This window comes from Streptomyces sp. NPDC127129 (assembly GCF_042671585.1).
Lineage (GTDB): Bacteria > Actinomycetota > Actinomycetes > Streptomycetales > Streptomycetaceae > Streptomyces.
Genome location: NZ_JBHXTV010000003.1, coordinates 372,980 through 393,709, shown reverse-complemented (window position 1 = coordinate 393,709; position 20,730 = coordinate 372,980). Strand labels below are relative to the sequence as shown.

Genomic DNA, 20,730 nt, shown 5'->3' with positions numbered 1-20,730 from the left:
CCGCCGGACCGAGGCGGGGGCCGTACGCGGGGGTGCGCGCCGTCACACGACCGCGCCGCGGCCCGGGTCGTCGAAGTCGTCGTCCTCGTCGTCGTGCCGCATCCGGGCGACCAGCGTCGCGAAGCCGCCCAGGAAGCCGCCCACGCACACCGTGGTCAGCCACCACGTCATGTCCCACCGGAGCAGCACGGCGAGGAGCATGAGGACCGGGCCGCCGACGACGCCCAGCCACGCGAACTTCGTCGTCGCGTCCGCCTCCGGCAGCGGCGGCGGCTCCGGCGGGACGAAGTGGCCCTCGCCGTCGTCGTCGCCCTTCTTCGCCGCCTTCCCGCCACCCTCGGCCGCAGCCTCGGCGTCCGGGTCCGCGAGCTCGTAGTCCCGGGGGCCGCCGCCGGTCAGACCCACACCGACCCCGGGCGCGAAGACGACCGAGCTGCCGAGTGCGGGCCGGGCGGGACCTTCGCGGTCCCGGTCCCCGTCCCCGTGCTCGTCGTCCTCTTCTTCGTCCTCGTTCTCGTCCTCGTTCTCGTCCTCGTTCTCGGCCTCGTCGGTGTCCGCCGCGCCGTCCGCGTCGCCGTCGTCCTGGCCGTCCACCGGCTCCGGGAGCGCCAGATCCTCCACCGACCGGAACGGCCTCGCCCCCGGAGGGTCGGCCGGCTCCTCGCCGTACCCCGCGACGATCGCGGCCCAGGCCGCCTCCTCGTCGATGGGCTGCGGGTCGCCGCGCTCCCCGTCCTGCTGCTCAGCCACCGCTCGTGCTCCCCTTCTCGCCGACCACGTCCGGAGCGAGCCGGCCCACGAAGGCCAGGCTCTCCTCGAAAATCCGCTCCGCGTCATGGTCCAACGTCGCCACGTGGTAGCTCTGTTCCAGCAGGATCTCCGTCACGTCCGTCGAGGAGATCCGGCTCAGGATCCGCGCCGTGTCGGCGGGCGGCACCACATGGTCCTGCGGGCTGTGCAGGATCACCACCGGCTGCGTGACCTGGGGAAGCTCCGCGTCCACCGTCTGGAAGAACCGGCGCAGCGAGTGCGCCGCGTGCAGCGGCACCCGGTCGTAGCCGAGCTCCGTCACGCCCTCCTTGGCGATGTCGCTCGCGATGCCGTTCGTCGAGCGGACGAAGTGGCGGACGACCGGCAGCGCGTGCGCCGCGACACCGTGGACCTTGTTGCCCGGGTTCACCAGGACCACGCCCCGCACCGCGTCCCCGTGCTTGACCGCGAGGCGCAGCGCCAGCGCCCCGCCCATGGAGAGGCCGAAGACGAAGACCTGCTCGCACCGGTCGACCAGCTCGCGCAGCTCCCGGTCGACCTCCGCGTACCAGTCGTGCCAGGTGGTGAGCTGCATGTCCTCCCACCGCGTGCCGTGACCGGGCAGCAGTGGCACCGACACCGTCAGTCCGCGCTCGGCCAGGTACTCGGCCCAGGGGCGCATCGACTGCGGGGAACCGGTGAATCCGTGACAGAGAAGGACGCCGACCTTGCCGCCCTCGTGGCGGTACGGCTCGGCTCCAGGAAGGACCGGCACCGGGGTCTCCTGTTCGGGGGGGTTCGGCTTCGCGGAGGACGAGGCTTCGACGAAGCGACGACAAAAGGGGAAGGCCTTCACGGTACGCGACCGGACCGACACCGACCAGGTCCGTATCCACGAAGGTGCCACGCTCACGGCCACACCCGCGAGGGCAGGCGGGAAAAGGCGGGATAAGGTCTGTCCGACGGCACACGGAAGGTACTCGAGTTGATCTACGGCGCAATGAAGTTCTCCATCGGAGGGTCACTGAAGCTCGCCTTCAGGCCGTGGGTGGAGGGCCTCGAGAACATTCCCGCCGAGGGGCCGGCGATCCTCGCGAGCAACCATCTCTCCTTCTCGGACTCCTTCTTCCTGCCGGCCGTCCTCGATCGCAAGGTCACCTTCATCGCCAAGGCCGAGTACTTCACCTCGCCCGGAGTGAAGGGCAAGCTCACCGCCGCCTTCTTCAAGGGCGTCGGCCAGCTCCCCGTGGACCGCTCCGGCGCCCGCGGCGCGGGCGAGGCGGCGATCAAGGCCGGCATCGAGGTCATCGAGAAGGGCGGGCTCTTCGGTATCTACCCCGAGGGCACCCGCTCGCCCGACGGCCGGCTCTACCGGGGCAAGCCCGGCGGGCTCGCGCGCGTGGCGCTGGCCACCGGCGCGCCGGTGATCCCGGTCGCCATGATCGACACCGAGAAGATCCAGCCGCCCGGCAAGGTCGTCCCCAAGCTGATGCGCCCGGGGATCCGGATCGGCGAGCCGCTCGACTTCAGCCGCTACCACGGCATGGAGGGCGACCGCTTCATCCTCCGCTCGGTGACCGACGAGGTCATGTACGAGATCATGAAGCTGTCCGGCCAGGAGTACGTCGACATCTACGCGACGGCCGCCAAGCGCCAGATCGCGGATGCCGAGAAGGCCGCCAAGGAGGCCGTCAAGGCCGAGATCGCGGCACGGGAAGAGTCCGGCGCCTGATCCTCGCGCAGCGGGGGGCGCCACGGGGGTGGGGGAGATGGCCAAGCGCGAGCGTGTCGTGCGGATGTCGGTCGAGCAGCCGCTGTGGCGCGCGCTCACCGCGTACCGCGTCGGAACGATGGTCTACGCCGTTCTGATCTTCGTCTTCGCCCGGGACGACTACGAACGGCCCTGGGTGGCCGTCGCCTTCCTCGCGGTCATGTGCGTCTGGACCCTCGCCACCCTGCCCAAGGTGGCGAACGCGGCCAGCTGCACCAAGCGCTTCCTGATCGCCGACCTCACCGTCGCGCTGACCGGCATCCTGCTCACCCCGCTCGCGGACCAGCACGCCCAGTCGGTCGACGGGCCCACCCTGCCGACGATATGGACCGCCGGAGCCGTCCTCGCGTACGCGATCAAGGGCGGCTGGCGCTGGGCCGGCTTCGCCTCCTCGCTGGTCGCCGTCGCCAACATCATCGAGCGTGCCCACCCCAGCCGGGACACCCTCCACAACGTCCTGCTGGTGTGGGTGGCGTCCATCGCCATCGGCTACGTCGTCGAGGTCGCCCGCGCCTCCGAACGGACCCTCGCCCGCGCCCTGGAGATCGAGGCCGCGACCCGGGAGCGGGAGCGCCTCGCCCGGGACATCCACGACAGCGTCCTGCAGGTCCTGGCGATGGTGCAGCGGCGCGGTACGGCTCTGGGCGGAGAGGCCGCCGAACTGGGCCGGATGGCGGGCGAGCAGGAGATCGCCCTGCGCACCCTGGTCGCCGGCGGGCTGAACCGGCCGTCGCTCGTCTCGGAGGACGAGTCCGAAGGGGCGGTGGTCCGCTTCGTCGAGGAGCCGGACGACGACGCCCCGGTCGATCTGCGCGCCCTGCTCGTCCCGCGCGCCGGGGCGAAGGTGACGCTCTCGGACCCGGGCGCCCCGGTCCTGCTGCCGCAGGCCGCCGGCCGCGAGCTGGCCGCCGCCGTCGGAGCGGCCCTGGACAACGTCCGGGTGCACGCGGGCGAGGACGCGCGGGCGTGGATCCTGGTCGAGGACTGGCCGGACGAGGTGATCGTGACGGTACGGGACGACGGGCCCGGCATCCCGGAGGGGCGGCTCGCGCAGGCGGAGGGCGAGGGACGGATGGGTGTCGCGCTCTCCATCCGCGGCAGACTGCGCGACCTGGGCGGCACCGCCGAGCTGATCTCGGTACCGGGCCAGGGCACGGAAGTGGAACTGAAGGTCCCGAGGGGCTCACGCCCGACGGACGCACGGGGGAAGGCGGGAACGAGATGAGCGAGCAGCAGATCGAGCAGCAGCAGATCAGGGTGATGGTCGTCGACGACCATCCGATGTGGCGGGACGCGGTCGCCCGCGACCTGACCGAGGCCGGGTTCGACGTGGTGGCCACCGCGGGCGACGGCGAGCAGGCGGTGCGGCGCGCCGGGGCGGTGAGCCCGGACGTGCTCGTCCTCGACCTCAACCTGCCCGCCAAGCCGGGCGTCCAGGTCTGCAAGGAGCTGGTCGGCGCCATGCCCGCGCTGCGGGTCCTGGTGCTCTCCGCGAGCGGCGAGCACGCCGACGTCCTGGAGGCGGTCAAGTCCGGCGCCACCGGCTATCTGCTGAAGTCGGCCAGCACGGCCGAGCTGATCGACGCGGTACGCCGCACGGCAGCCGGCGACCCCGTCTTCACTCCCGGTCTCGCGGGCCTGGTCCTCGGCGAGTACCGCAGGCTCGCCTCCGAGCCCGCTCCGGCCGCCGGCGGGGACGAGCCGAAGGCGCCCGAGCTGACCGAGCGTGAGACGGAGGTGCTGCGGCTCGTGGCCAAGGGCCTGAGCTACAAGCAGATCGCCGAGCGTCTGGTGATCTCGCACCGGACCGTGCAGAACCACGTCCAGAACACGCTCGGCAAGCTTCAGCTGCACAACCGGGTGGAGCTCGTCCGGTACGCGATCGAGCGCGGTCTCGACGACGCCTGAGGCCGCCGTCGAGGCCCTTTCGCCGCCGCGCCCGGCCACCCGGGCGCGGAGCCGTACGCCCGTACGGCGCAGGACAATTCACCCTCCGTGCCGTGTCGAAGTGACCCACGTCACGATTAGCGTGGGTCGCGCATCCCGTCCGCACGGCGAAGGAGAGGTCCATGCGCGTCGGCGTACTGACCGGAGGCGGCGACTGCCCCGGTCTCAACGCGGTCATCCGCGCCATCGTCCGCAAGGGCGTCCAGGAGTACGACTACGAGTTCACCGGCTTCCGTGACGGCTGGCGCGGCCCCCTGGAAGGCGTCGCCGTACCGCTCGACATCCCCACCGTCCGGGGCATCCTGCCGCGCGGCGGCACGATCCTCGGTTCCTCCCGCACCAATCCGCTCACCGCCGAGAACGGCATCCGCCGGATCAAGGAGAACCTCGCCAAGTACGAGATCGACGCGCTGATCGCGATCGGCGGCGAGGACACCCTTGGCGCGGCCGCCCGGCTGGTCGACGAGTACGGGGTCCGCTGCGTCGGCGTCCCGAAGACGATCGACAACGACCTGTCCGCCACCGACTACACCTTCGGCTTCGACACGGCCGTCGGCATCGCCACCGAGGCGATCGACCGGCTGCACACCACCGCCGAGTCCCACATGCGGGTCCTGGTGGTCGAGGTGATGGGACGTCACGCCGGCTGGATCGCGCTGCACTCCGGTCTCGCGGGCGGAGCCAACGTCATCCTCATCCCCGAGCAGCGCTTCGACCTCGACCAGGTCTGCGCCTGGGTCACCTCCCGCTTCAAGGCCACCTACGCCCCGATCGTGGTCGTCGCCGAGGGGGCGATGCCCCGGGACGGCGACATGGTCCTCAAGGACGGCACGCTGGACTCGTACGGACACGTCCGGCTCTCCGGCGTGGGCGAGTGGCTCGCCAAGGAGATCGAGAAACGGACGGGCCACGAGGCCAGGACCACCGTCCTCGGCCATGTGCAGCGCGGCGGCACGCCCAGTGCCTTCGACCGCTGGCTCGCCACCCGGTTCGGTCTGCACGCCATCGACGCCGTCCGCGACGGGGCCTGGGGGCAGATGGTCGCGCTGCGGGGCACCGACATCGTCCGCGTCCCCATCGCCGAGGCCACCGCCCGGCTGAAGACGGTCGATCCGGAGCTGTACACGGAGGTGGGCGTCTTCTTCGGCTGAGCGACGAGGCGCCGGTGGGGCCGCCCGGGTCTTCCGGCCGGCCGCCCGGCCGTCCCGGCCTGCGACGCGGACCGCTCCCGGGGTCGTATATTCGCCGGTACCCGACAATTCCGGCGAAACCCCGGGAGGGGATCCGTGGAAATCCTGGCATTCGGTGTGCAGGCCGACGAGAAGCCGCTGATCGAGAAGGCGTTCTCGGGACTCCACGACGTCCGCTGCCTGGACGTGTTCCTCACCGAGGACACCGCCCGCATCGCGGCGGGCCACGAGATCGTCTCCACGAGCGTCAACGCCGACCTCGGAGAGGGTGTCCTGCGCACCCTCGCCGCCGGCGGCACGAAACTCATCGCCCAGCGCTCCACCGGCTTCAACAACATCGACCTCGACGTCGCCGAGCGGCTGGGCCTGACCGTCGCCCGCGTCTCGTACTACTCCCCGTACTCCGTCGCCGAGTTCGCCTGGACCCTGGCCATGGCAGTCAACCGCCGGATCGTCCGCGCCTCCAACCGGACCCGCGACTTCGACTTCCGGCTCGACGGACTCATGGGCCGCGACCTGCGCGGCCGCACGGTCGGTGTCCTCGGCACCGGGAAGATCGGCGAGGCGTTCACCCGGATCGCCCACGGCTTCGGCATGCGCCTCCTCGGCTGGGACATCGCCGAGAACCCCGCCTGCCTCGAACTCGGCATGCAGTACGTAGAGAAGGAGCGGCTGCTCGCCGAGTCCGACCTCGTCAGCCTGCACGTACCGCTGCTCCCCGCGACCCGGCACCTCCTCGACGCCGCCGCGCTCAGGACGATGAGGGACGACGCCATCCTCGTGAACTCCAGCCGCGGAGGCCTGGTCGACACCGACGCGCTGGTGGCCGAGCTCCGCGCCGGCCGGTTCACCGGCGTGGGACTCGACGTCTACGAAGCGGAGGCCGGGCTCTTCTTCGTCGACAGGTCGCTGGAGGTCGTCGAGGACGACATCCTGGCCCGCCTGGTGACCTTCCCGAACGTGGTGGTCACCTCGCACCAGGCGTACTACACGGTCGATGCGGTCGGCCAGATCATCGGCACGACCGTCCAGAACGTCCTCGACTACACCGCGGGGCGGCACAGCGAGAACGTCCTGGTCCCGGCCGCCTCCTAGGGCGTGTCGCGAGCCGGACCAGCGCCGGACCCTAGACCAGCACCCCGGCCAGCAGGGACGCCGTCACCGCCGCCCCCTCCATCGTCAGCACCGACTCCGGGTGGAACTGGACGCCCGCGAAGCCCGGACCGCGCAGCGCGTGGACCTCGTCCGTCTCCCCGTCCCGGCTCACCTCGATCCGGTGCAGGGCCAGTTCGGTGGCGGTCCGGTCGTCGCAGCGGGCCGTGAAGCTGTTGTAGAAGCCGACCGTCTGCTCCTGACCGAAGAGGTCGATCCGCACCTGCGCCCCCTGGAACGGGGTGCGCTTGCGGACGATCTCCAGGCCCAGTTCGGCCGCGATCAGCTCATGGCCGAGGCAGACGCCCAGCAGGCCGTGCCGGTGGTCCCGGACGAGAGCGGCCGTCAGCCCGCGCAGGAGACGCATCTTCGGATCGGCGGCGTCCGACGGATCCCCCGGCCCGGGGCCGAGCACCACCGGACCCCGGTGGGCGAGCGCGAGCTCCCGCAGCCCCGGCTCGTCGTAGCGGACCACGGAGACCTCCAGGCCGGACGAGCGCAGCAGATGCGCGAGCATCGCGGTGAAGGTGTCCTCGGCGTCGATCACCAGCGCGTGGCCGGTCAGCTCGGCCGAACGCACCTGCATCCGCAGCCAGAACGGCGCCAGATCGGCCCTCCGGGCGTCCAGCGCCGCCCGTACCCGCGGATCGTCCGCCAGCCGCGGGGCGACCGGCGACCCGTCGCGCGGGCGGCCCTCCCGTACCCCCAGCGCGGCGAGCACGCCCGCCGCCTTGGCGTGCGTCTCGGCGACCTCGCCCGCCGGGTCGGAGTGCCGCACCAGCGTCGCGCCCACCGGCACCCGCAGCCGCCCGTCCCGGGAGATGTCGGCGGTACGGATGAGGATGGGGGAGTCCAGGGTCTGCGCCCCGCTCTCGTCGGTGCCGAGCAGGGCCAGGGCGCCCGCGTAGTAGCCGCGCCCCCCGGCCTCGTGCCGCTCGATCACCCGGCAGGCGTTCTGCACGGGCGAGCCGGTGACGGTCGCCGCGAACATGGTCTCCCGCAGCACCTCCCGCACGTCGAGGGACGAACGGCCCCGCAACTCGTACTCGGTGTGCGCGAGGTGCGCCATCTCCTTGAGCCGCGGCCCGACCACCACTCCGCCCATGTCGCCGACCGTGCACATCATCTTCAGCTCCTCGTCCACCACCATGGAGAGCTCCTCGGTCTCCTTGCGGTCGGCCAGGAACGTCAGCAGATCCTCGGGGGTGGGCGCGGCTCCGGCCGGGTAGCGGTACGTCCCGCTGATCGGGTTCATGACGACGGTTCCGCCCGACATCCGGACGTGCACCTCGGGGCTCGCGCCGACGAGGGTCCGGTCGCCGGTGTGGACGACGAACGTCCAGTACGCGCCCCGCTCACCGGCGAGCAGCCGCCGGAACAGCGCGAGCGCGTCCGCCCGCCCGAAGCCCGGAATCTCCCCGGTGTAGGTCCGGCGGATGACGAAGTTGGCACCCTCACCGGCGCCGATCTCCTCGTCGATCACCCGCCGTACGGTCTCGGCGTACGCCTCGTCCGACACGTCGAACCCGCCTCCCTCGACGCGGACGGCGTGCGCCGGGAGCTGGGCGAGCGCGTCGGCGAGCGGCAGCTCGTACGCCTCCTCGGCGACGAGCACGGAGAGCGGGGTGCCGTCGTCGCGCACGTCGAAACCGCGCTCGCGGATCTGCCGGAACGGCACGAGGGCGAGCGTCGGCAGCGCGCCGACGGGCAGCTCGGCGAGCCGCCCGGCCTCCCGGACCGAGCCGATCAGCACCTCGACGGTGTCGTGGTCGCGCCCGGGGGTGCGGCGTCGGAGGAGGGCGAACGGGGGGCACGAGTCGTCGAGGAGACGGGAGAGGTCCAGGTCCATGGTGCGTGTTCCTTCCGGTGGATCGGAGAGGAACGGCCCTGGGAAACGCGGAAGGCCGCCCCTCGGGGCGGCCTTTTCGCGTGTCGTGGAGGTACGCGCAGTCAGTGGGCCGCCGGATGAGCGGTCCACCACCAGTTCTGGGTCGTCTGCGCGAACATGCCTTGCACTGTAACGCAGCCGGGCATCGACAAGGGGCCCGGTTCACACCGCGGACGGTGCGAGCCGGGCCCCTCGGTCGTGCGGGCGAACCGGAACCAACCAGGATCAGAAGATCAGGTTGTAGATCTGCCAGCCGCTGCCGACCTGGGTGCGGGCGGCGAACGGAGCGGTCGCGCTGCCGGTGCCCTTGTAGTACCAGAGGACACCGGAGCCGTCGCGGCCGATGAGGTCGACCTTGCCGTCGGCGTTCAGGTCGCTCGGACCGACGAGCTGGTTGTACGACTGCCAGCCGGCACCGACCTTCACGCGGGCGGCGTACGGGGCGGTGGTGCTGCCGGTGCCCTTGTAGAACCACAGGGTTCCGGCGGTGTCGCGGGCGACGAGGTCGGCCTTGCCGTCGGCGTTCAGGTCACCGGTGCTGACGAGCTGGTTGTACGTCTGCCAGCCGGCACCGACCTTCACGCGGGCGGCGAACGGCGAGGCGGGGTTGCCCGTGCCCTTGTAGAACCAGAGCACGCCGGACTTCTCGCGGGCCACGAGGTCCGGTATGGAGTCCCCGCTCAGGTCGCGAGCGCCCACGATCCGGTCGTAGATCTGCCAGCCGCCACCGGTCTTGAGCCGGGCCTTGAACGGCGAGGAGGGGTTGCCCGTGCCCTGGTAGTACCAGAGGACGCCGGAGGAGTCCCGGGCGACCATGTCCCCGGTCCCGTCCGCGCGCAGCGCGGTCATCGGGGTGATGGCGTTGAACATGTTCCACCCGCTGCCGACGCGGTACCGGGTCAGGAACGGCGCGGTGGCGCTGCCGCTGCCCTGGTACTGGTAGAGCACACCGGAGGCGTCGCGGGCGAGGAGGTTGTAGCGGTTGGTGGCGGTGACCGGGGTGGCGCCGGGGGCCTCCACGACCTCGGTCGCCTTCACGTACGCCATGCGGTGGTTGTACCGGATCGGGATGTACTCGTCGGTGCCCACGACGTTCTTCTGGGAGCCGCCGAACCAGTCGTCGCCCTTCATCGCGGGGCCGGCCTTCACGTACCCCTGGCCCGCGGGGAGCGAGAGCGAGTACTTCGTGAAGTAGGCGCCCGGGTCGCTCGGCAGGTCCTCGCCGGCCGCGGTGTAGGCGGCGGCCTCGGGGAAGGAGCGTCCGTAGACTCGGACCGTCACCCCGGCCTTGGCCTTGACCATGGTCGGGGAGCCGGTGACCGGTGCCGTGTACTGGCCGCCGGGGTTGTAGAACCAGGCCTTCTGCCCGCCGTACCAGATCGCGGTCCAGTTGTACTGGGCTTCGGCGACGACGTACGTGCCGCCCGCGCGGACCTTGTTCCCCCAGTTCGGCCCGTCACTCCACAGCACGTTGGGGATGTACGGGTCCTTGATGGGCGTCGCGGTCGACGCGGAGGTGTACAGGTAGCCGAAGTTCGCCGGCTGGGCGGCGACGGTGCTGCCGCCGTACGTGATCTTGGGCTGGTTCGCCGAGGTGAACGGCGGCACGACACGGACGATCTGCCCGGGCTTGAGCAGGCCACCCGCGCCCCCGGCGCCCGTCGGGGCACCCATCAGCGACATGTAGTGGTTCCAGTCCCAGAACGGGCCCGCGTCCCAGTGCATGCCGGAGATCTTGGCGTCGTTGTACCCCGCCACCTCGTCGTGGCCGATGATGTGCTCGCGGTCGAGCGGGATGCCGTACTTGGCCGCCAGGAACTTCACCAGCGCCGCGGAGGACTCGTACTGCGGCTCGGTGTACCAGCTGCCCGCCTTGATGGCGTAGCCCTCGTGCTCCACGCCGATGGCGTGCGAGTTCGTGGTCCAGTTGCCCGCGTGCCAGGCGATGTTCTTGTTCTCGACCATCTGGGTGACCAGACCGTCCGAGGCGCGGATCAGGTAGTGCGCACTGCCCTTGGCCGTCGCGCTCTGGAAGGTGGCGATGGTGCCGGCGTAGCTGCCCTCGGTGTCATGGATGACGATCTGGCGGATGTCGACACCGCCGGCCGGGCGAGGGGCGAGCGTGTAGTTGCGCTGACCGGTGCTCGGGACCTCGGCCGGGATGTAGTTGCACTGCAGGCCGGACGGGCACTCGGGCGTCGGCGTGGCGGTCGTTGCCGCGAAGCTCGCGGCCAGCGGCACGTTCGACGGCTTGACCGGGTCGACCGAGGGGTCGGCAGGCAGGACGACCTGCTCGCCGTCCGTCGTGAGCGCCTGCTCACCCGTCTTGATCGACTCGAAAACGCGCTTCGCGAAGAGGTCGGCGCCCTTCTTGTCCGGCGACTCGCTGAAACGCGCCACGGCCGCGTACCACTGGCCCGGGTCGTCCGGCAGGTCGCCGGTCGCCTGCTTCTGGTATTCGGCGAGCAGCGCCGCACCGGCGCGGATGCTCTCCGCCGTGTCGTTCTTCAGGGTTTCGGCGGAGCCGTCGATCAGCTCGGCGGCCTTGTCCAGGGTGTGCAGCCGCGGATCGTCGGTGTCGACGGTCTCGGTCGGCAGGCTGCGCAGCGCCTTGGCCTTGTCGAAGGTCTTCTCGATCTCCTCCTTGCCACTGGCGTTGAGGTGGGCGAGGCGCTCGTCGTCCTCGTGCACCTGGACGTCCTCGGCGTCGACGTCCGTCAACCCCATGACGTTGTACGCACCCGTCGTGCTCGGCTCGCCGTCGTGCGACTCCCACCGCGTCTGCCGGTACGACACCGCCATCAGCACGCTCTGCGGGACGTCGAATTCCGCCGCCGCCTCCGCGAACTGCGTCTGCAGCGACGTTTCTGCGCCGGGCTTGTCGTCCGCCGCGCCGAGGATCCCCGGCGATGCCACGGCGATCGTCCCGATGGTCGCGGTGGCGACGACGGCCGCCGCCGCACCGTAAAGCAGCCGTCTCTTCTTGCGGTCCCTGCGGTGCCCCTGGCTCACGCCCACCCCTGTGAAGTATTTAGGCCTCAGATGTTTAAACATGTGTTTGAACGCGCGTGAGGGTAACACCCGTCCGGGGCGCGATCCTCGCCCAAGGACATTTCGGGCACGCGTCTCACTCAATGGGCGCGTCCCTGGACAAGCCGCCGGACACCGTAATGTGGTGGTTGTGACCGTGAACGCTAAGACCACCGCAACCGGTGGCAACACCTGGCGAGACCTTCCCGCGGCGCAGCAGCCTGAGTACCCCGATGCCGAGGCTCTGCGCGATGTGATCGCGGACCTCGAGTCGTATCCGCCGCTCGTCTTCGCGGGCGAGTGCGATCAGCTGCGCGCCCGCATGGGAGCCGTCGCCCGTGGCGAGGCGTTCCTGCTCCAGGGCGGCGACTGCGCCGAGGCCTTCGACGCCGTGTCCGCCGACCACATCCGTGCCAAGCTCAAGACGCTGCTCCAGATGAGCGCCGTCCTGACGTACGCGGCCTCCGTGCCCGTCGTCAAGGTCGGCCGCATCGCCGGGCAGTACTCCAAGCCCCGCTCCAAGGGGACCGAGACCCGCGACGGCGTGACCCTGCCGACGTACCGCGGGGACTCGGTCAACGGCTTCGACTTCAACGAGAAGGCCCGCGTCCCGGACCCCGAGCGCCTGAAGCGGATGTACAACGCGTCCGCCTCCACGCTCAACCTGGTGCGCGCCTTCACGACCGGCGGCTACGCCGACCTGCGCCAGGTGCACGCCTGGAACCAGGACTTCGTGAAGTCGTCCCCCTCGGGCCAGCGCTACGAGCAGCTGGCGCGCGAGATCGACAACGCGCTGAACTTCATGAAGGCCTGTGGCACCGACCCGGCCGAGTTCAAGGCCGTCGAGTTCTACGCCTCCCACGAGGCGCTGCTGCTCGACTACGAGGGCGCCCTGACCCGTACGGACTCCCGTACCGGCAAGCTGTACGACACCTCCGGCCACATGGTCTGGATCGGTGAGCGCACCCGCCAGCTCGACCACGCCCACATCGAGTTCGCCTCGCAGATCGCGAACCCGATCGGCATCAAGCTCGGCCCGACGACCACGGTCGACGACGCGCTGACGTACATCGACCGGCTCGACCCGGACCGCGAGCCCGGCCGGCTCACCTTCATCGTCCGCATGGGCGCCGACAAGGTCCGGGACAAGCTCCCGGAGCTGGTCGAGAAGGTCACCGCCTCGGGCGCGACCGTCGCCTGGGTCACCGACCCGATGCACGGCAACACCTTCGAGGCGGCCTCCGGCCACAAGACCCGGCGCTTCGACGACGTGCTCGACGAGGTCAAGGGCTTCTTCGAGGTGCACAAGGGCCTCGGTACGCACCCGGGCGGCATCCACGTCGAGCTCACCGGTGACGACGTCACCGAGTGCGTGGGCGGCGGCGACGAGATCTTCGTCGACGACCTGCACCAGCGCTACGAGACGGCCTGCGACCCGCGGCTGAACCGCAGCCAGTCCCTGGACCTGGCGTTCCTGGTGGCGGAGATGTACCGCGATCAGTAAGTAGCTTCGTACGACGATGGGGCGCGGATCCATGTGATCCGCGCCCCATCGTCGTAGGGAGGGCTTTTGGGCCTCGTGAGTGCCGGGTAAGGTTAGGTTAGCCTTATCGATCTCGGCAGGAGGTGAACCGCGTGTACGTATGCTCATGCTTCGGTGTCACGGAGAAGCAGGTCCAGGAGCACGCGGACGCGGGCGCCTGCACGCCTCGCCAGATCGCCTCGGCCTGCAAGGCCGGAACCGACTGCGGTTCGTGCGTACGACGTATTCAGGCCATTCTCGGGCGCGGCAACTGCCCGCGGCGGGAGCTCCTGGACCAGGGGCTGCCGGCACTGACCTCGGTCCCGGACCCCGAGGATCTGCAGGAGCTGCCTGAGGCCGCCTAGGGCCCGCCCCTCGGATCAGCTCGGCTGCTCGATCAGCGTCGAGATGTAGAGCGCCTCGCCGAGGTTCTCGATCAGCTCCAGCTGGGTGTCGAGATAGTCGATGTGGTGCTCCTCGTCGGCCAGGATCTCCTCGAAGAGGTTGGCCGAGGTGATGTCTCCCTTGGCCCGCATGACCTCGATCCCGCGCTTCAGGCGGTCGATCGCCTCGACCTCCACCTGGCGGTCCGCCTTGAACATCTCGGTCACCGTCTGACCGACCCGCACATGGAAGAGCCGCTGGTAGTTGGGCAGGCCGTCCAGCATCAGGATGCGCTCGGTCAGCTTGTCCGCGTGCTTCATCTCGTCGATGGACTCTTCGCGGGTGTACTTGGCGAGTTTCGCCCAGCCCTTGTTGTCCTGGATGCGGTAGTGCAGCCAGTACTGGTTGATGGCCGTCAGCTCGCCGGTCAGCTGCTCGTTGAGGAACTCGAGGACCTCGGGGTCGCCCTGCATCGCAGAGGCTCCTTCCACGCATGTCTGGGTCGTGACTGGGCAGGATGGCCGCATCCTTGCACCACGGATGGGGGGCGTCCAGTAAGTGGAGGCTTAGTGGGACTTGCCCCGAATCGCGCACGCGTGCGAGGTTGCCTGGTCATGACCACCCCTCGCGGTCTGTCACCATGGATGACATGGGTCAGCCGGAGAGCGGAGTACGCCGGGAAGCAGAGCAGTCGGATCTTCCGCCGGGACAGCGGCTGCAGCGCGGCTGGCCGGTCACCCATTACGGCCCCGTCCCCAAGTTCAAGCCGGACCGCTGGGAGTTCCGGGTCTTCGGGGCGACGGCGGACGGCGACAAGCGGTGCTGGAACCACGAGGAGTTCTCGGCGCTCCCGTTCTCGACGGTCGTGGCCGATCTGCACTGCGTCACGAAATTCAGCATGCTCGGGGCCGAATGGGGTGGGGTGCCCGCCCGGACGATCCTGGAGCTGGCCCCGCCGGCCCCCGGTGTCACCCATGTGATGGTCTGGGCCGAGTACGGCTTCAGCGCGAACATGCGGCTGGCCGACTTCGCCGCCGAAGGCGCCATCTTCGCCACCCACAAGGACGGTGAGCTGCTCACCGCCGAGCACGGCTTCCCGCTGCGGCTCGTCGTCCCGCACCTCTACGCCTGGAAGGGGCCCAAGTGGGTCCGGGGTGTGGAGTACATGACCGCCGATCGCCGCGGCTTCTGGGAGGAGCGCGGCTATCACAACATCGGCGACCCCTGGAAGGAACAGCGGTACTCGTACCAGGAGGAGCCGGGCGACGGCCCGGAGCTGTAGGAGCCCCGGGCCGGACGGCTCAGTGGTGGTACCGGTGCACCACCGCGTGGCCCTTGCCGCGGCCGATCATCCACTTGTTGACGGGTGTGGTGATCAGGAAGGCGACGAGGAAGGCGAAGGCCAGGGCGCCCCAGAACAGGGCGTCCGAGAGATGCGCGTCCATCGCTCCCGGGACCAGGAGCAGCACTCCGTTGTCGACGATCTCCATGACCAGGATCGAGAGGGTGTCGGCGGCGAGCGCGACACCGACGGCCGCCTTCAGGCTCAGGCCGGCGCGGACGACCGCCCACAGGGTGAGCGAGTAGCCGAAGAAGAAGGCCAGGGCGATGGCGAGGACCATCGTCGGGGCGTTCCCCCAGCCGAGCGCGGTGCCGATGATCATGCCGAGGACCTCGCCGATGGCGCATCCGGTGAGGCAGTGGAGGGTCGCCTTCATCGCCATGGACCAGCTGGCCTTGCCGGGGGCGTGGCCCTCGTGGCCCTCATGGGCGTCGTGGCCTTCGTGGGAGGTCGTGTGGTGATGCGCGTGCGCTTCGTGCTGCTCCATGGGTCCCCCAATGACCGGTGACGGTTCATGCTGCTTCACAGGAACCGTATACCCCCTAGGGGTATTCCTCAACGGGAAACTCGACCTCTCTCACCCCCGGAGCTTCTTCAGCCTCTCCACGTCCGCCGCATGCCCTTCCTTGCCGCCCGGCGTCTCGATGATCAGCGGCACGCCCTCGGTCGCGTGGTGCCGCATCAGTTCGCGGAACGGCTCCTCGCCGATATGGCCGGCCCCGATGTTCGCGTGCCGGTCCTTGTGCGCGCCGACGACGTCCTGCGAGTCGTTGGCGTGGATCAGTTTCAGCCGCCCCTCGCCCACGGTCGCGACCAGCTGGTCGAGCGTCTGCGCCATGCCGTGGGGGCCGGTCAGATCGTGGCCCGCCGCGAAGATGTGGCAAGTGTCGAGGCAGATCCCGAGCTTCGGGTGGCGGTCGAGCGCGTCGAAGTACGGGCCGAAGTCCTCGGCGCGCGAGCAGAGCGAGAAGCCCTGCCCCGCCGTCGACTCCAGCAGCAGGAACGGGTCGTCCGGGTGCGTCAGCTCGTCGAGGAGGGGCCGCATCCGCTCCCGTACCTGCGCCAGCGCCTCCGCGCGGGGGCGGCCTCCGGTCGCCGAGCCGGTGTGCACCACCACGCCCTTCGCGCCGATCTCCCGGCCCCGGCGCAGCGAGTGCCGCAGCGACTCCACCGACCGGTCGACGGTGGCCTCGGTGTGGGAGCCGAAGTTGATCAGGTACGGGGCGTGGACCCAGGCGGACAGGGACTCCGCCTCGCACGCGGCGCGGAACAGCTCGTCCTGCGCCGGGTTGCCCACGGGGGTCGCCCAGCCGCGCGGGTTGGCGACGAAGACCTGGACCGTCTCGGCGCCCAGCTCGCGGGCGTAGCCGAGACCGACCGTGGCGAGGCCGCCGGCCACGGGGACATGGCCGCCGACGGGGTTGCGCATGAGTTCTTACAGTCCCTTGATCGTGATGGTGATGGTGGAGCCCTCGGGGGCGGTGGATCCGCCGTCGACCGACTGGCCCGCGACGGTGTCCCCGAGGAACGGGAAGGTCTTCTCGACCTTCACCTCGAAGCCCGCCCCCTCCAGGGCCTGGCGCGCCGCGTCGGCCGACTCGCCCGTCACGTCGGGGACCTCGATCATCCGGGGGCCCTTGGAGACGGTGAGGACGATCCGGTCGCCCTTCGCGGCACGGCTGCCCTCGGCGAGCGACTGGGCCGCCACCGTGCCCGCCTCCTCGGAGGAGTGGATCTGCTCGGTCGCGATCCGCACGCTGAGACCGGCGTCCTGGAGCGTGCGGGTGGCGTCGGCCACCGATGCACCGGCCACGTCGGGGACGTCGACGGGGCTGCCCTTGCTGACCGTGAGCGCGACGGCGGAGTCCGGGCTGCGCTCGGTGCCGGGCTCGGGGTCGGAGCTGATCACGGCGCCCTGTGCGACGTCCTCGCTGAAGGCGCTGGTGATCACACCCGGGGCCAGTCCCTCCTTCGCCAGGAGCCGCTTGGCCTCAGCCAGGGGCTTCCCCTTCAGGTTCGGGACCTTCACGATCTCGGGACCGCGGGAGATGGTCAGCGTGACCGTGCCGTTGCCGCGGATCCGCGCGCCGGAGGCGGGGTCGGTGGCCATGACCGTGCCGCGCTCGTACACCTCGCTGAACGCCCGCTTCGTCGCGCCGACGTCGAGCCCCGCCTCCGTGAGGCGCTGGGCCGCCTCGTTCTCGGTCTGGCCGAGGACGGCGGGCACCCGCGTGAACTGGCCGGAGTTGATGTACCAGACGCCGCCGCCGAGCCCGAGGACGAGCAGTACGGCGACGAGGACGAGGAGCGGCCCACGGGGCAGTCCACGGGGCAGACCCCCGGTGTTCCGGCGTCGCGACGGAGGCTCGGGCGGCGGCATGGTCAGCCGGCTGGTGTGCTGCACCGGCTGCTCGGTCTCCACGGGCAGCACCCGGGGGATCACGCTGGTCCGGTCCTCGGAGCCCGACCGGTCCTCGGGACGGGCCTGCGGCGGTACGGCGTCCAGCTGCTCGTCCGTGAGGGCCGTGCGGGCGTCACGGGTCTGCGCGAGGAGCGCGACGGCGTCGTGCGGGCGGACGTCGGGGTTGCGGGCGGTGGCGCTCGCCACGAGCTCGTCCAGTTCGAGGGCGAGGCCGGGGACGGCCGCCGAGGGGGCCGGCACGTCGGTGTTCAGGTGCTGGTAGAGGACCTGGGCGGGAGTGTCCCCGGAGTGCGGCTTGCCGCCCGTCAGCATCTCGTACAGGACGACACCGCAGGCGTACACGTCGGCGCGGGTGTCGGCGGTGCCGTGCTCGATCTGCTCCGGGGCCAGGTACGAGACCGTGCCGAGGACGGAGCCGGTGGTGTTCGTGGCCGAGCCGACCGCGCGTACGAGACCGAAGTCGGCGACCTTCACCCGGCCGTCGTCCCCTATGAGGACGTTCTCCGGCTTCATGTCACGGTGGACGAACCCGGCCCGGTGCGCGGCCCCCAGCGCGGCGAGCACCGGCTCCAGGACGTCGAGCGCGGCGCGCGGCTGGAGCGCCCCGCGCTCGCGCAGCACGTCGCGGAGGGTGCACCCGGCCACGTACTCCATGGCGAGGTAGACGTACGCCCCGTCCGCGCCCTGGTCGAAGACCCCGACGACGTTGGGGTGGGAGAGCCGGGCGACGGACTTGGCCTCGCGGATGAAGCGCTCGACGAACGTGGCGTCGGAGGCGAGGGCCGGGTGCATCACCTTGAGCGCGACCACCCGGTCGAGGCGGATGTCGACGGCCCGGTAGACCGTGGCCATCCCGCCGACGGCGATGCGCGCGTCGACGCGGTAGCGGCCGTCGAGCAGCTGCCCGACGAGGGGGTCCTGAAGGGTCGTGTCCACGGCCCCGAGTTTACGAGCCGCCGAGCACCACCCGCCCCCACCGCCCCCGACCGCAGCACAGCTGTGACGTGCGGCCGCGCGTCAGAACGCCGGGCGCTCCGGGTCCAGGGCGGCCCGGCCGTCCGTGGGGGAGGAGGCCCGGGCGAAGTGGCGCCGGGGGATACGGCCCGCCCGGTGGGCCAGCCGGCCCGCCTCCACCGCGTGGCGCATGCCCTCCGCCATCAGGACCGGGTCCTGCGCCCGCGTCACCGCGGAGGCGAGCATCACCGCCGAGCACCCCAGCTCCATCGCCTGCGCCACGTCCGAGGCCGTGCCGGCCCCCGCGTCGAGGATCACCGGCACGCCCGCGGCCTCCACGATCAGCTCGAAGTTGTGCGGGTTGCGGATGCCGAGCCCGGAGCCGATCGGCGAGCCGAGCGGCATGACCGCCGCGCAGCCCGCGTCCTCCAGCTTCCGCGCGAGGACCGGGTCGTCGCTGGTGTACGGCAGGACCGTGAAGCCGTCGTCCACCAGTGTCTCCGCCGCCTCCAGCGTCTCGACGGGGTCGGGCAGCAGGGTCCGCTCGTCGGCGATGACCTCCAGCTTGATCCAGTCGGTACCGAGCGCCTCCCGGGCCAGGCGGGCGGTGAGGACCGCCTCGCCCGCCGTGTAGCAGCCCGCGGTGTTCGGCAGGACGCGGATCGAGAGCCGGTTCAGGACGGACAGGACCGAGCCCTGGACGGTCGGGTCCAGACGGCGCATGGCGACCGTCGTCAGCTCCGTGCCGCTGACGGCCAGCGAGCGTTCGAGCACGTCCAGGCTGGGCGCCCCGCCGGTGCCCATGATCAGCCGCGAGGAGAACTCCGTACCGCCGAGGAGGAAGGTGTCGTCGGACATGGTGCTCAGCCCCCTTGCACGGCGGAGAGGATCTCGACCCGGTCGCCCTCGCCGAGGAGGGTCGCGGACCACTGGCTGCGCGGCACGACGCTCTCGTTGACGGCCGCGGCCACGCCCGACGGCGCGGCCGTCAGCGTCGCCACCAGGACGTCGAGGGTCGTGGGCGCGGCGAGGACACGCGCCTCGCCGTTGACGGAGACGTTCATGCGGGCTGCTCCTGTCGTACGGGGGCGAAGCGGCGGGGTGTGAAGGGGCGGGCCTCGTCCGGAAGCGCGCCCGTGGTGAGCAGCTCGGCCATGACGTCACCGGTGACCGGCGTGAGCAGGACCCCGTTGCGATAGTGCCCGGTGGCCAGCTGGAGGCCGGGCAGCGCGGTCGGGCCGAGCAGGGGCGCGTTGTCGGGGGAGGCGGGCCGCAGACCCGCCAGCGTCTCGGTGAGCGGCAGCTCGGTGAGACCCGGTACGAGCTCGTGCGCGTCCCGGAGCAGCTCGTAGACCCCGCCCGCCGTGACGGTGGTGTCCCAGCCCAGCTCCTCGCTGGTCGCGCCGATCACGAGCTCCCCGTTCTCGCGGGGCACCAGATAGACGTGGCTGCCGCGGACGACGGCGCGGACGGTCCGGGACAGGAACGGGGCGAAGGCGCGCGGCACGGTGAGCCGCAGCACCTGTCCCTTCACCGGGCGTACGGGAGGCAGGACGTCCCGCGGCACTCCGGCGAGCCGCCCGCTGAGGCTGCCCGCGGCCAGGACCACCTGCTCCGCGGCGAGCTCGGAGCCGTCCGCGAGCACCACACCCGTGGCCCGGTCCCGTACCACCGTCAGCCGATCGGCGAGATCCCGGTGGAAGACCACCCCGGCCCGCTCGCAGGCGGTGACCAGCGCGGCGGCGAGCCGGCGCGGATCGACCTGGTGGTCGCCGTCGACCCGGAGCCCACCGCGCACCCCCGGCGCCAGCATCGGCTCCAGGCGCCGGCACTCGCGTCCGCTGAGCCACTCCGACTCCAGGCCGCAGCGGATCTGCAGTGCGTGGAGTTCGCGCAGATGTGCCCGGTCGTCGGCGTCGAGGGCGACGGCGAGCGTGCCGGAGGCGCGGTAGCCGACGTCGTGCCCCGTGGCGTCCCGGAGTTCGGCGACGAACTCCGGATAGCGGCGCGCGGAGGCGAGGTTGAGGGCGAGCAGGGTCTCCTCGCCGTAGTGGAGTTCGGTGACGGCGGCCAGCATCCCGGCGGCCACCCGGGCGGCCCCGCCGCCCGGTTCGGGGTCCACGACCGCGGTGCTCAGCCCGCGCTGCGCGGCCCGCCAGGCCGTGACCAGGCCGATGATTCCGCCCCCGACGACGAGAACGTCAGAGGTCCTGCATGTACGCGACATGGGCGTCCAGCCCCTCCCTTCGCCGGCATGACCCGGATCAGGTTCGTACGGTCGGAGGCCGGCCAGCCTCCCTCTCAGCCCGGTACGTCCGGGCTCCCGCGAGTGCTCTACGTTGACGGTCAGCGTAACCCCCGCCCCCGACGCCCAGTAA

General features: G+C 71.1%; 20 protein-coding genes and 1 riboswitch. Of the genes, 8 read left to right on the top strand and 12 right to left on the bottom strand.

Going from position 1 to position 20,730, the window contains the following annotated elements; all coding sequences use genetic code 11:
* Positions 1 to 42: 42 nt before the first annotated feature.
* A complete protein-coding gene (locus ACFVGW_RS07930; protein WP_385851239.1) occupies positions 43 to 750 on the bottom strand; it encodes a hypothetical protein in 708 nt (235 codons plus the stop codon).
* Positions 743 to 1,525 carry an alpha/beta hydrolase gene (locus tag ACFVGW_RS07925; protein WP_383221396.1) on the bottom strand — a complete coding sequence of 261 codons (783 nt, stop codon included), beginning with the start codon at positions 1,523 to 1,525 and terminating at the stop codon, positions 743 to 745. The genes ACFVGW_RS07930 and ACFVGW_RS07925 overlap by 8 nt, the downstream gene beginning before the upstream one ends.
* 225 nt (positions 1,526 to 1,750) lie before the next feature.
* On the opposite strand from ACFVGW_RS07925, the gene ACFVGW_RS07920 reads away from it, so the two are divergent.
* From ACFVGW_RS07920 to ACFVGW_RS07900, 5 genes are all read left to right on the top strand, one after another.
* The gene (locus ACFVGW_RS07920) at positions 1,751 to 2,482 is read left to right on the top strand and encodes a lysophospholipid acyltransferase family protein (RefSeq protein ID WP_352191851.1); all 732 of its coding nucleotides are present in this window, start codon (positions 1,751 to 1,753) and stop codon (positions 2,480 to 2,482) included.
* A gap of 37 nt (positions 2,483 to 2,519) precedes the next feature.
* Positions 2,520 to 3,746 (top strand): MacS family sensor histidine kinase, encoded by a 1,227-nt coding sequence (macS, locus tag ACFVGW_RS07915; protein ID WP_383221395.1) that lies wholly within the window; start codon positions 2,520 to 2,522, stop codon positions 3,744 to 3,746.
* Positions 3,743 to 4,429: a response regulator gene (locus ACFVGW_RS07910; protein ID WP_385851238.1), complete on the top strand. Its 687-nt coding sequence runs from the start codon at positions 3,743 to 3,745 to the stop codon at positions 4,427 to 4,429. The genes macS and ACFVGW_RS07910 overlap by 4 nt, the downstream gene beginning before the upstream one ends.
* Before the next feature lie 161 nt (positions 4,430 to 4,590).
* Positions 4,591 to 5,619, top strand: a complete 1,029-nt coding sequence (locus tag ACFVGW_RS07905; RefSeq protein ID WP_385851237.1) for a 6-phosphofructokinase — start codon at positions 4,591 to 4,593, stop codon at positions 5,617 to 5,619.
* A gap of 135 nt (positions 5,620 to 5,754) precedes the next feature.
* Positions 5,755 to 6,753, top strand: coding sequence for a 2-hydroxyacid dehydrogenase (locus tag ACFVGW_RS07900; RefSeq protein WP_385851236.1), 999 nt, complete (start codon positions 5,755 to 5,757; stop codon positions 6,751 to 6,753).
* A 31-nt stretch (positions 6,754 to 6,784) separates the two neighbouring features.
* On the opposite strand, the gene ACFVGW_RS07895 is transcribed toward ACFVGW_RS07900, so the two are convergent.
* The 3 genes from ACFVGW_RS07895 to ACFVGW_RS07885 all read right to left on the bottom strand — a co-directional run bounded on the left by ACFVGW_RS07895 (position 6,785) and on the right by ACFVGW_RS07885 (position 11,710).
* Positions 6,785 to 8,659 (bottom strand): anthranilate synthase family protein, encoded by a 1,875-nt coding sequence (locus ACFVGW_RS07895; protein ID WP_385851235.1) that lies wholly within the window; start codon positions 8,657 to 8,659, stop codon positions 6,785 to 6,787.
* Between the two features lie 101 nt (positions 8,660 to 8,760).
* The gene (locus ACFVGW_RS07890; protein ID WP_078513512.1) at positions 8,761 to 8,817 is read right to left on the bottom strand and encodes a trp operon leader peptide; all 57 of its coding nucleotides are present in this window, start codon (positions 8,815 to 8,817) and stop codon (positions 8,761 to 8,763) included.
* A 106-nt stretch (positions 8,818 to 8,923) separates the two neighbouring features.
* Entirely contained in the window at positions 8,924 to 11,710 is a 2,787-nt protein-coding gene (locus ACFVGW_RS07885) for an N-acetylmuramoyl-L-alanine amidase (protein ID WP_385851234.1), read from the bottom strand.
* A 169-nt stretch (positions 11,711 to 11,879) separates the two neighbouring features.
* Here ACFVGW_RS07885 and ACFVGW_RS07880 point away from each other — a divergent pair, with 169 nt between their 5' ends.
* The gene (locus tag ACFVGW_RS07880; protein WP_385851233.1) at positions 11,880 to 13,232 is read left to right on the top strand and encodes a class II 3-deoxy-7-phosphoheptulonate synthase; all 1,353 of its coding nucleotides are present in this window, start codon (positions 11,880 to 11,882) and stop codon (positions 13,230 to 13,232) included.
* Between the two features lie 122 nt (positions 13,233 to 13,354).
* Positions 13,355 to 13,615 (top strand): bacterioferritin-associated ferredoxin, encoded by a 261-nt coding sequence (locus ACFVGW_RS07875; RefSeq protein ID WP_385851232.1) that lies wholly within the window; start codon positions 13,355 to 13,357, stop codon positions 13,613 to 13,615.
* A gap of 15 nt (positions 13,616 to 13,630) precedes the next feature.
* On the opposite strand, the gene bfr is transcribed toward ACFVGW_RS07875, so the two are convergent.
* On the bottom strand, positions 13,631 to 14,107 hold the full coding sequence (bfr, locus tag ACFVGW_RS07870) for a bacterioferritin (protein WP_361433115.1): 477 nt from the start codon (positions 14,105 to 14,107) through the stop codon (positions 13,631 to 13,633).
* Positions 14,108 to 14,283: 176 nt separating this feature from the next.
* Between bfr and ACFVGW_RS07865 the strand changes: the two genes are divergently transcribed.
* Positions 14,284 to 14,916, top strand: coding sequence for a sulfite oxidase-like oxidoreductase (locus tag ACFVGW_RS07865; RefSeq protein ID WP_352191832.1), 633 nt, complete (start codon positions 14,284 to 14,286; stop codon positions 14,914 to 14,916).
* A gap of 19 nt (positions 14,917 to 14,935) precedes the next feature.
* Here the strand turns inward: ACFVGW_RS07865 and ACFVGW_RS07860 are convergent, their stop codons facing one another.
* From ACFVGW_RS07860 to thiO, 6 genes are all read right to left on the bottom strand, one after another.
* Positions 14,936 to 15,463, bottom strand: coding sequence for a DUF4396 domain-containing protein (locus ACFVGW_RS07860; RefSeq protein WP_385851231.1), 528 nt, complete (start codon positions 15,461 to 15,463; stop codon positions 14,936 to 14,938).
* Positions 15,464 to 15,553: 90 nt separating this feature from the next.
* A complete protein-coding gene (locus tag ACFVGW_RS07855) occupies positions 15,554 to 16,405 on the bottom strand; it encodes a deoxyribonuclease IV (RefSeq protein WP_385851230.1) in 852 nt (283 codons plus the stop codon).
* A 6-nt stretch (positions 16,406 to 16,411) separates the two neighbouring features.
* The gene (pknB, locus tag ACFVGW_RS07850; protein WP_385851229.1) at positions 16,412 to 18,334 is read right to left on the bottom strand and encodes a Stk1 family PASTA domain-containing Ser/Thr kinase; all 1,923 of its coding nucleotides are present in this window, start codon (positions 18,332 to 18,334) and stop codon (positions 16,412 to 16,414) included.
* Between the two features lie 81 nt (positions 18,335 to 18,415).
* Positions 18,416 to 19,210 (bottom strand): thiazole synthase, encoded by a 795-nt coding sequence (locus ACFVGW_RS07845; RefSeq protein WP_352191828.1) that lies wholly within the window; start codon positions 19,208 to 19,210, stop codon positions 18,416 to 18,418.
* A 5-nt stretch (positions 19,211 to 19,215) separates the two neighbouring features.
* A complete protein-coding gene (gene thiS / locus ACFVGW_RS07840) occupies positions 19,216 to 19,416 on the bottom strand; it encodes a sulfur carrier protein ThiS (RefSeq protein WP_383293318.1) in 201 nt (66 codons plus the stop codon).
* Positions 19,413 to 20,579, bottom strand: coding sequence for a glycine oxidase ThiO (gene thiO, locus ACFVGW_RS07835; RefSeq protein ID WP_385851228.1), 1,167 nt, complete (start codon positions 20,577 to 20,579; stop codon positions 19,413 to 19,415). The genes thiS and thiO overlap by 4 nt, the downstream gene beginning before the upstream one ends.
* Positions 20,577 to 20,689, bottom strand: a riboswitch (TPP riboswitch). (Overlaps the previous gene by 3 nt.)
* Positions 20,690 to 20,730: the final 41 nt, after the last annotated feature.

Coding starts and splice junctions, on each gene's coding strand:
- ACFVGW_RS07920 (WP_352191851.1), top strand. CDS start 1,751: ATGAAGTTCTCCATCGGAGGGTCACTGAAGCTCGCCTTCAGGCCGTGG.
- macS (WP_383221395.1), top strand. CDS start 2,520: ATGGCCAAGCGCGAGCGTGTCGTGCGGATGTCGGTCGAGCAGCCGCTG.
- ACFVGW_RS07910 (WP_385851238.1), top strand. CDS start 3,743: ATGAGCGAGCAGCAGATCGAGCAGCAGCAGATCAGGGTGATGGTCGTC.
- ACFVGW_RS07905 (WP_385851237.1), top strand. CDS start 4,591: ATGCGCGTCGGCGTACTGACCGGAGGCGGCGACTGCCCCGGTCTCAAC.
- ACFVGW_RS07895 (WP_385851235.1), bottom strand. CDS start 8,659: ATGGACCTGGACCTCTCCCGTCTCCTCGACGACTCGTGCCCCCCGTTC.
- bfr (WP_361433115.1), bottom strand. CDS start 14,107: ATGCAGGGCGACCCCGAGGTCCTCGAGTTCCTCAACGAGCAGCTGACC.
- ACFVGW_RS07865 (WP_352191832.1), top strand. CDS start 14,284: ATGGGTCAGCCGGAGAGCGGAGTACGCCGGGAAGCAGAGCAGTCGGAT.
- ACFVGW_RS07860 (WP_385851231.1), bottom strand. CDS start 15,463: ATGGAGCAGCACGAAGCGCACGCGCATCACCACACGACCTCCCACGAA.
- ACFVGW_RS07855 (WP_385851230.1), bottom strand. CDS start 16,405: ATGCGCAACCCCGTCGGCGGCCATGTCCCCGTGGCCGGCGGCCTCGCC.
- ACFVGW_RS07845 (WP_352191828.1), bottom strand. CDS start 19,210: ATGTCCGACGACACCTTCCTCCTCGGCGGTACGGAGTTCTCCTCGCGG.
- thiS (WP_383293318.1), bottom strand. CDS start 19,416: ATGAACGTCTCCGTCAACGGCGAGGCGCGTGTCCTCGCCGCGCCCACG.
- thiO (WP_385851228.1), bottom strand. CDS start 20,579: ATGTCGCGTACATGCAGGACCTCTGACGTTCTCGTCGTCGGGGGCGGA.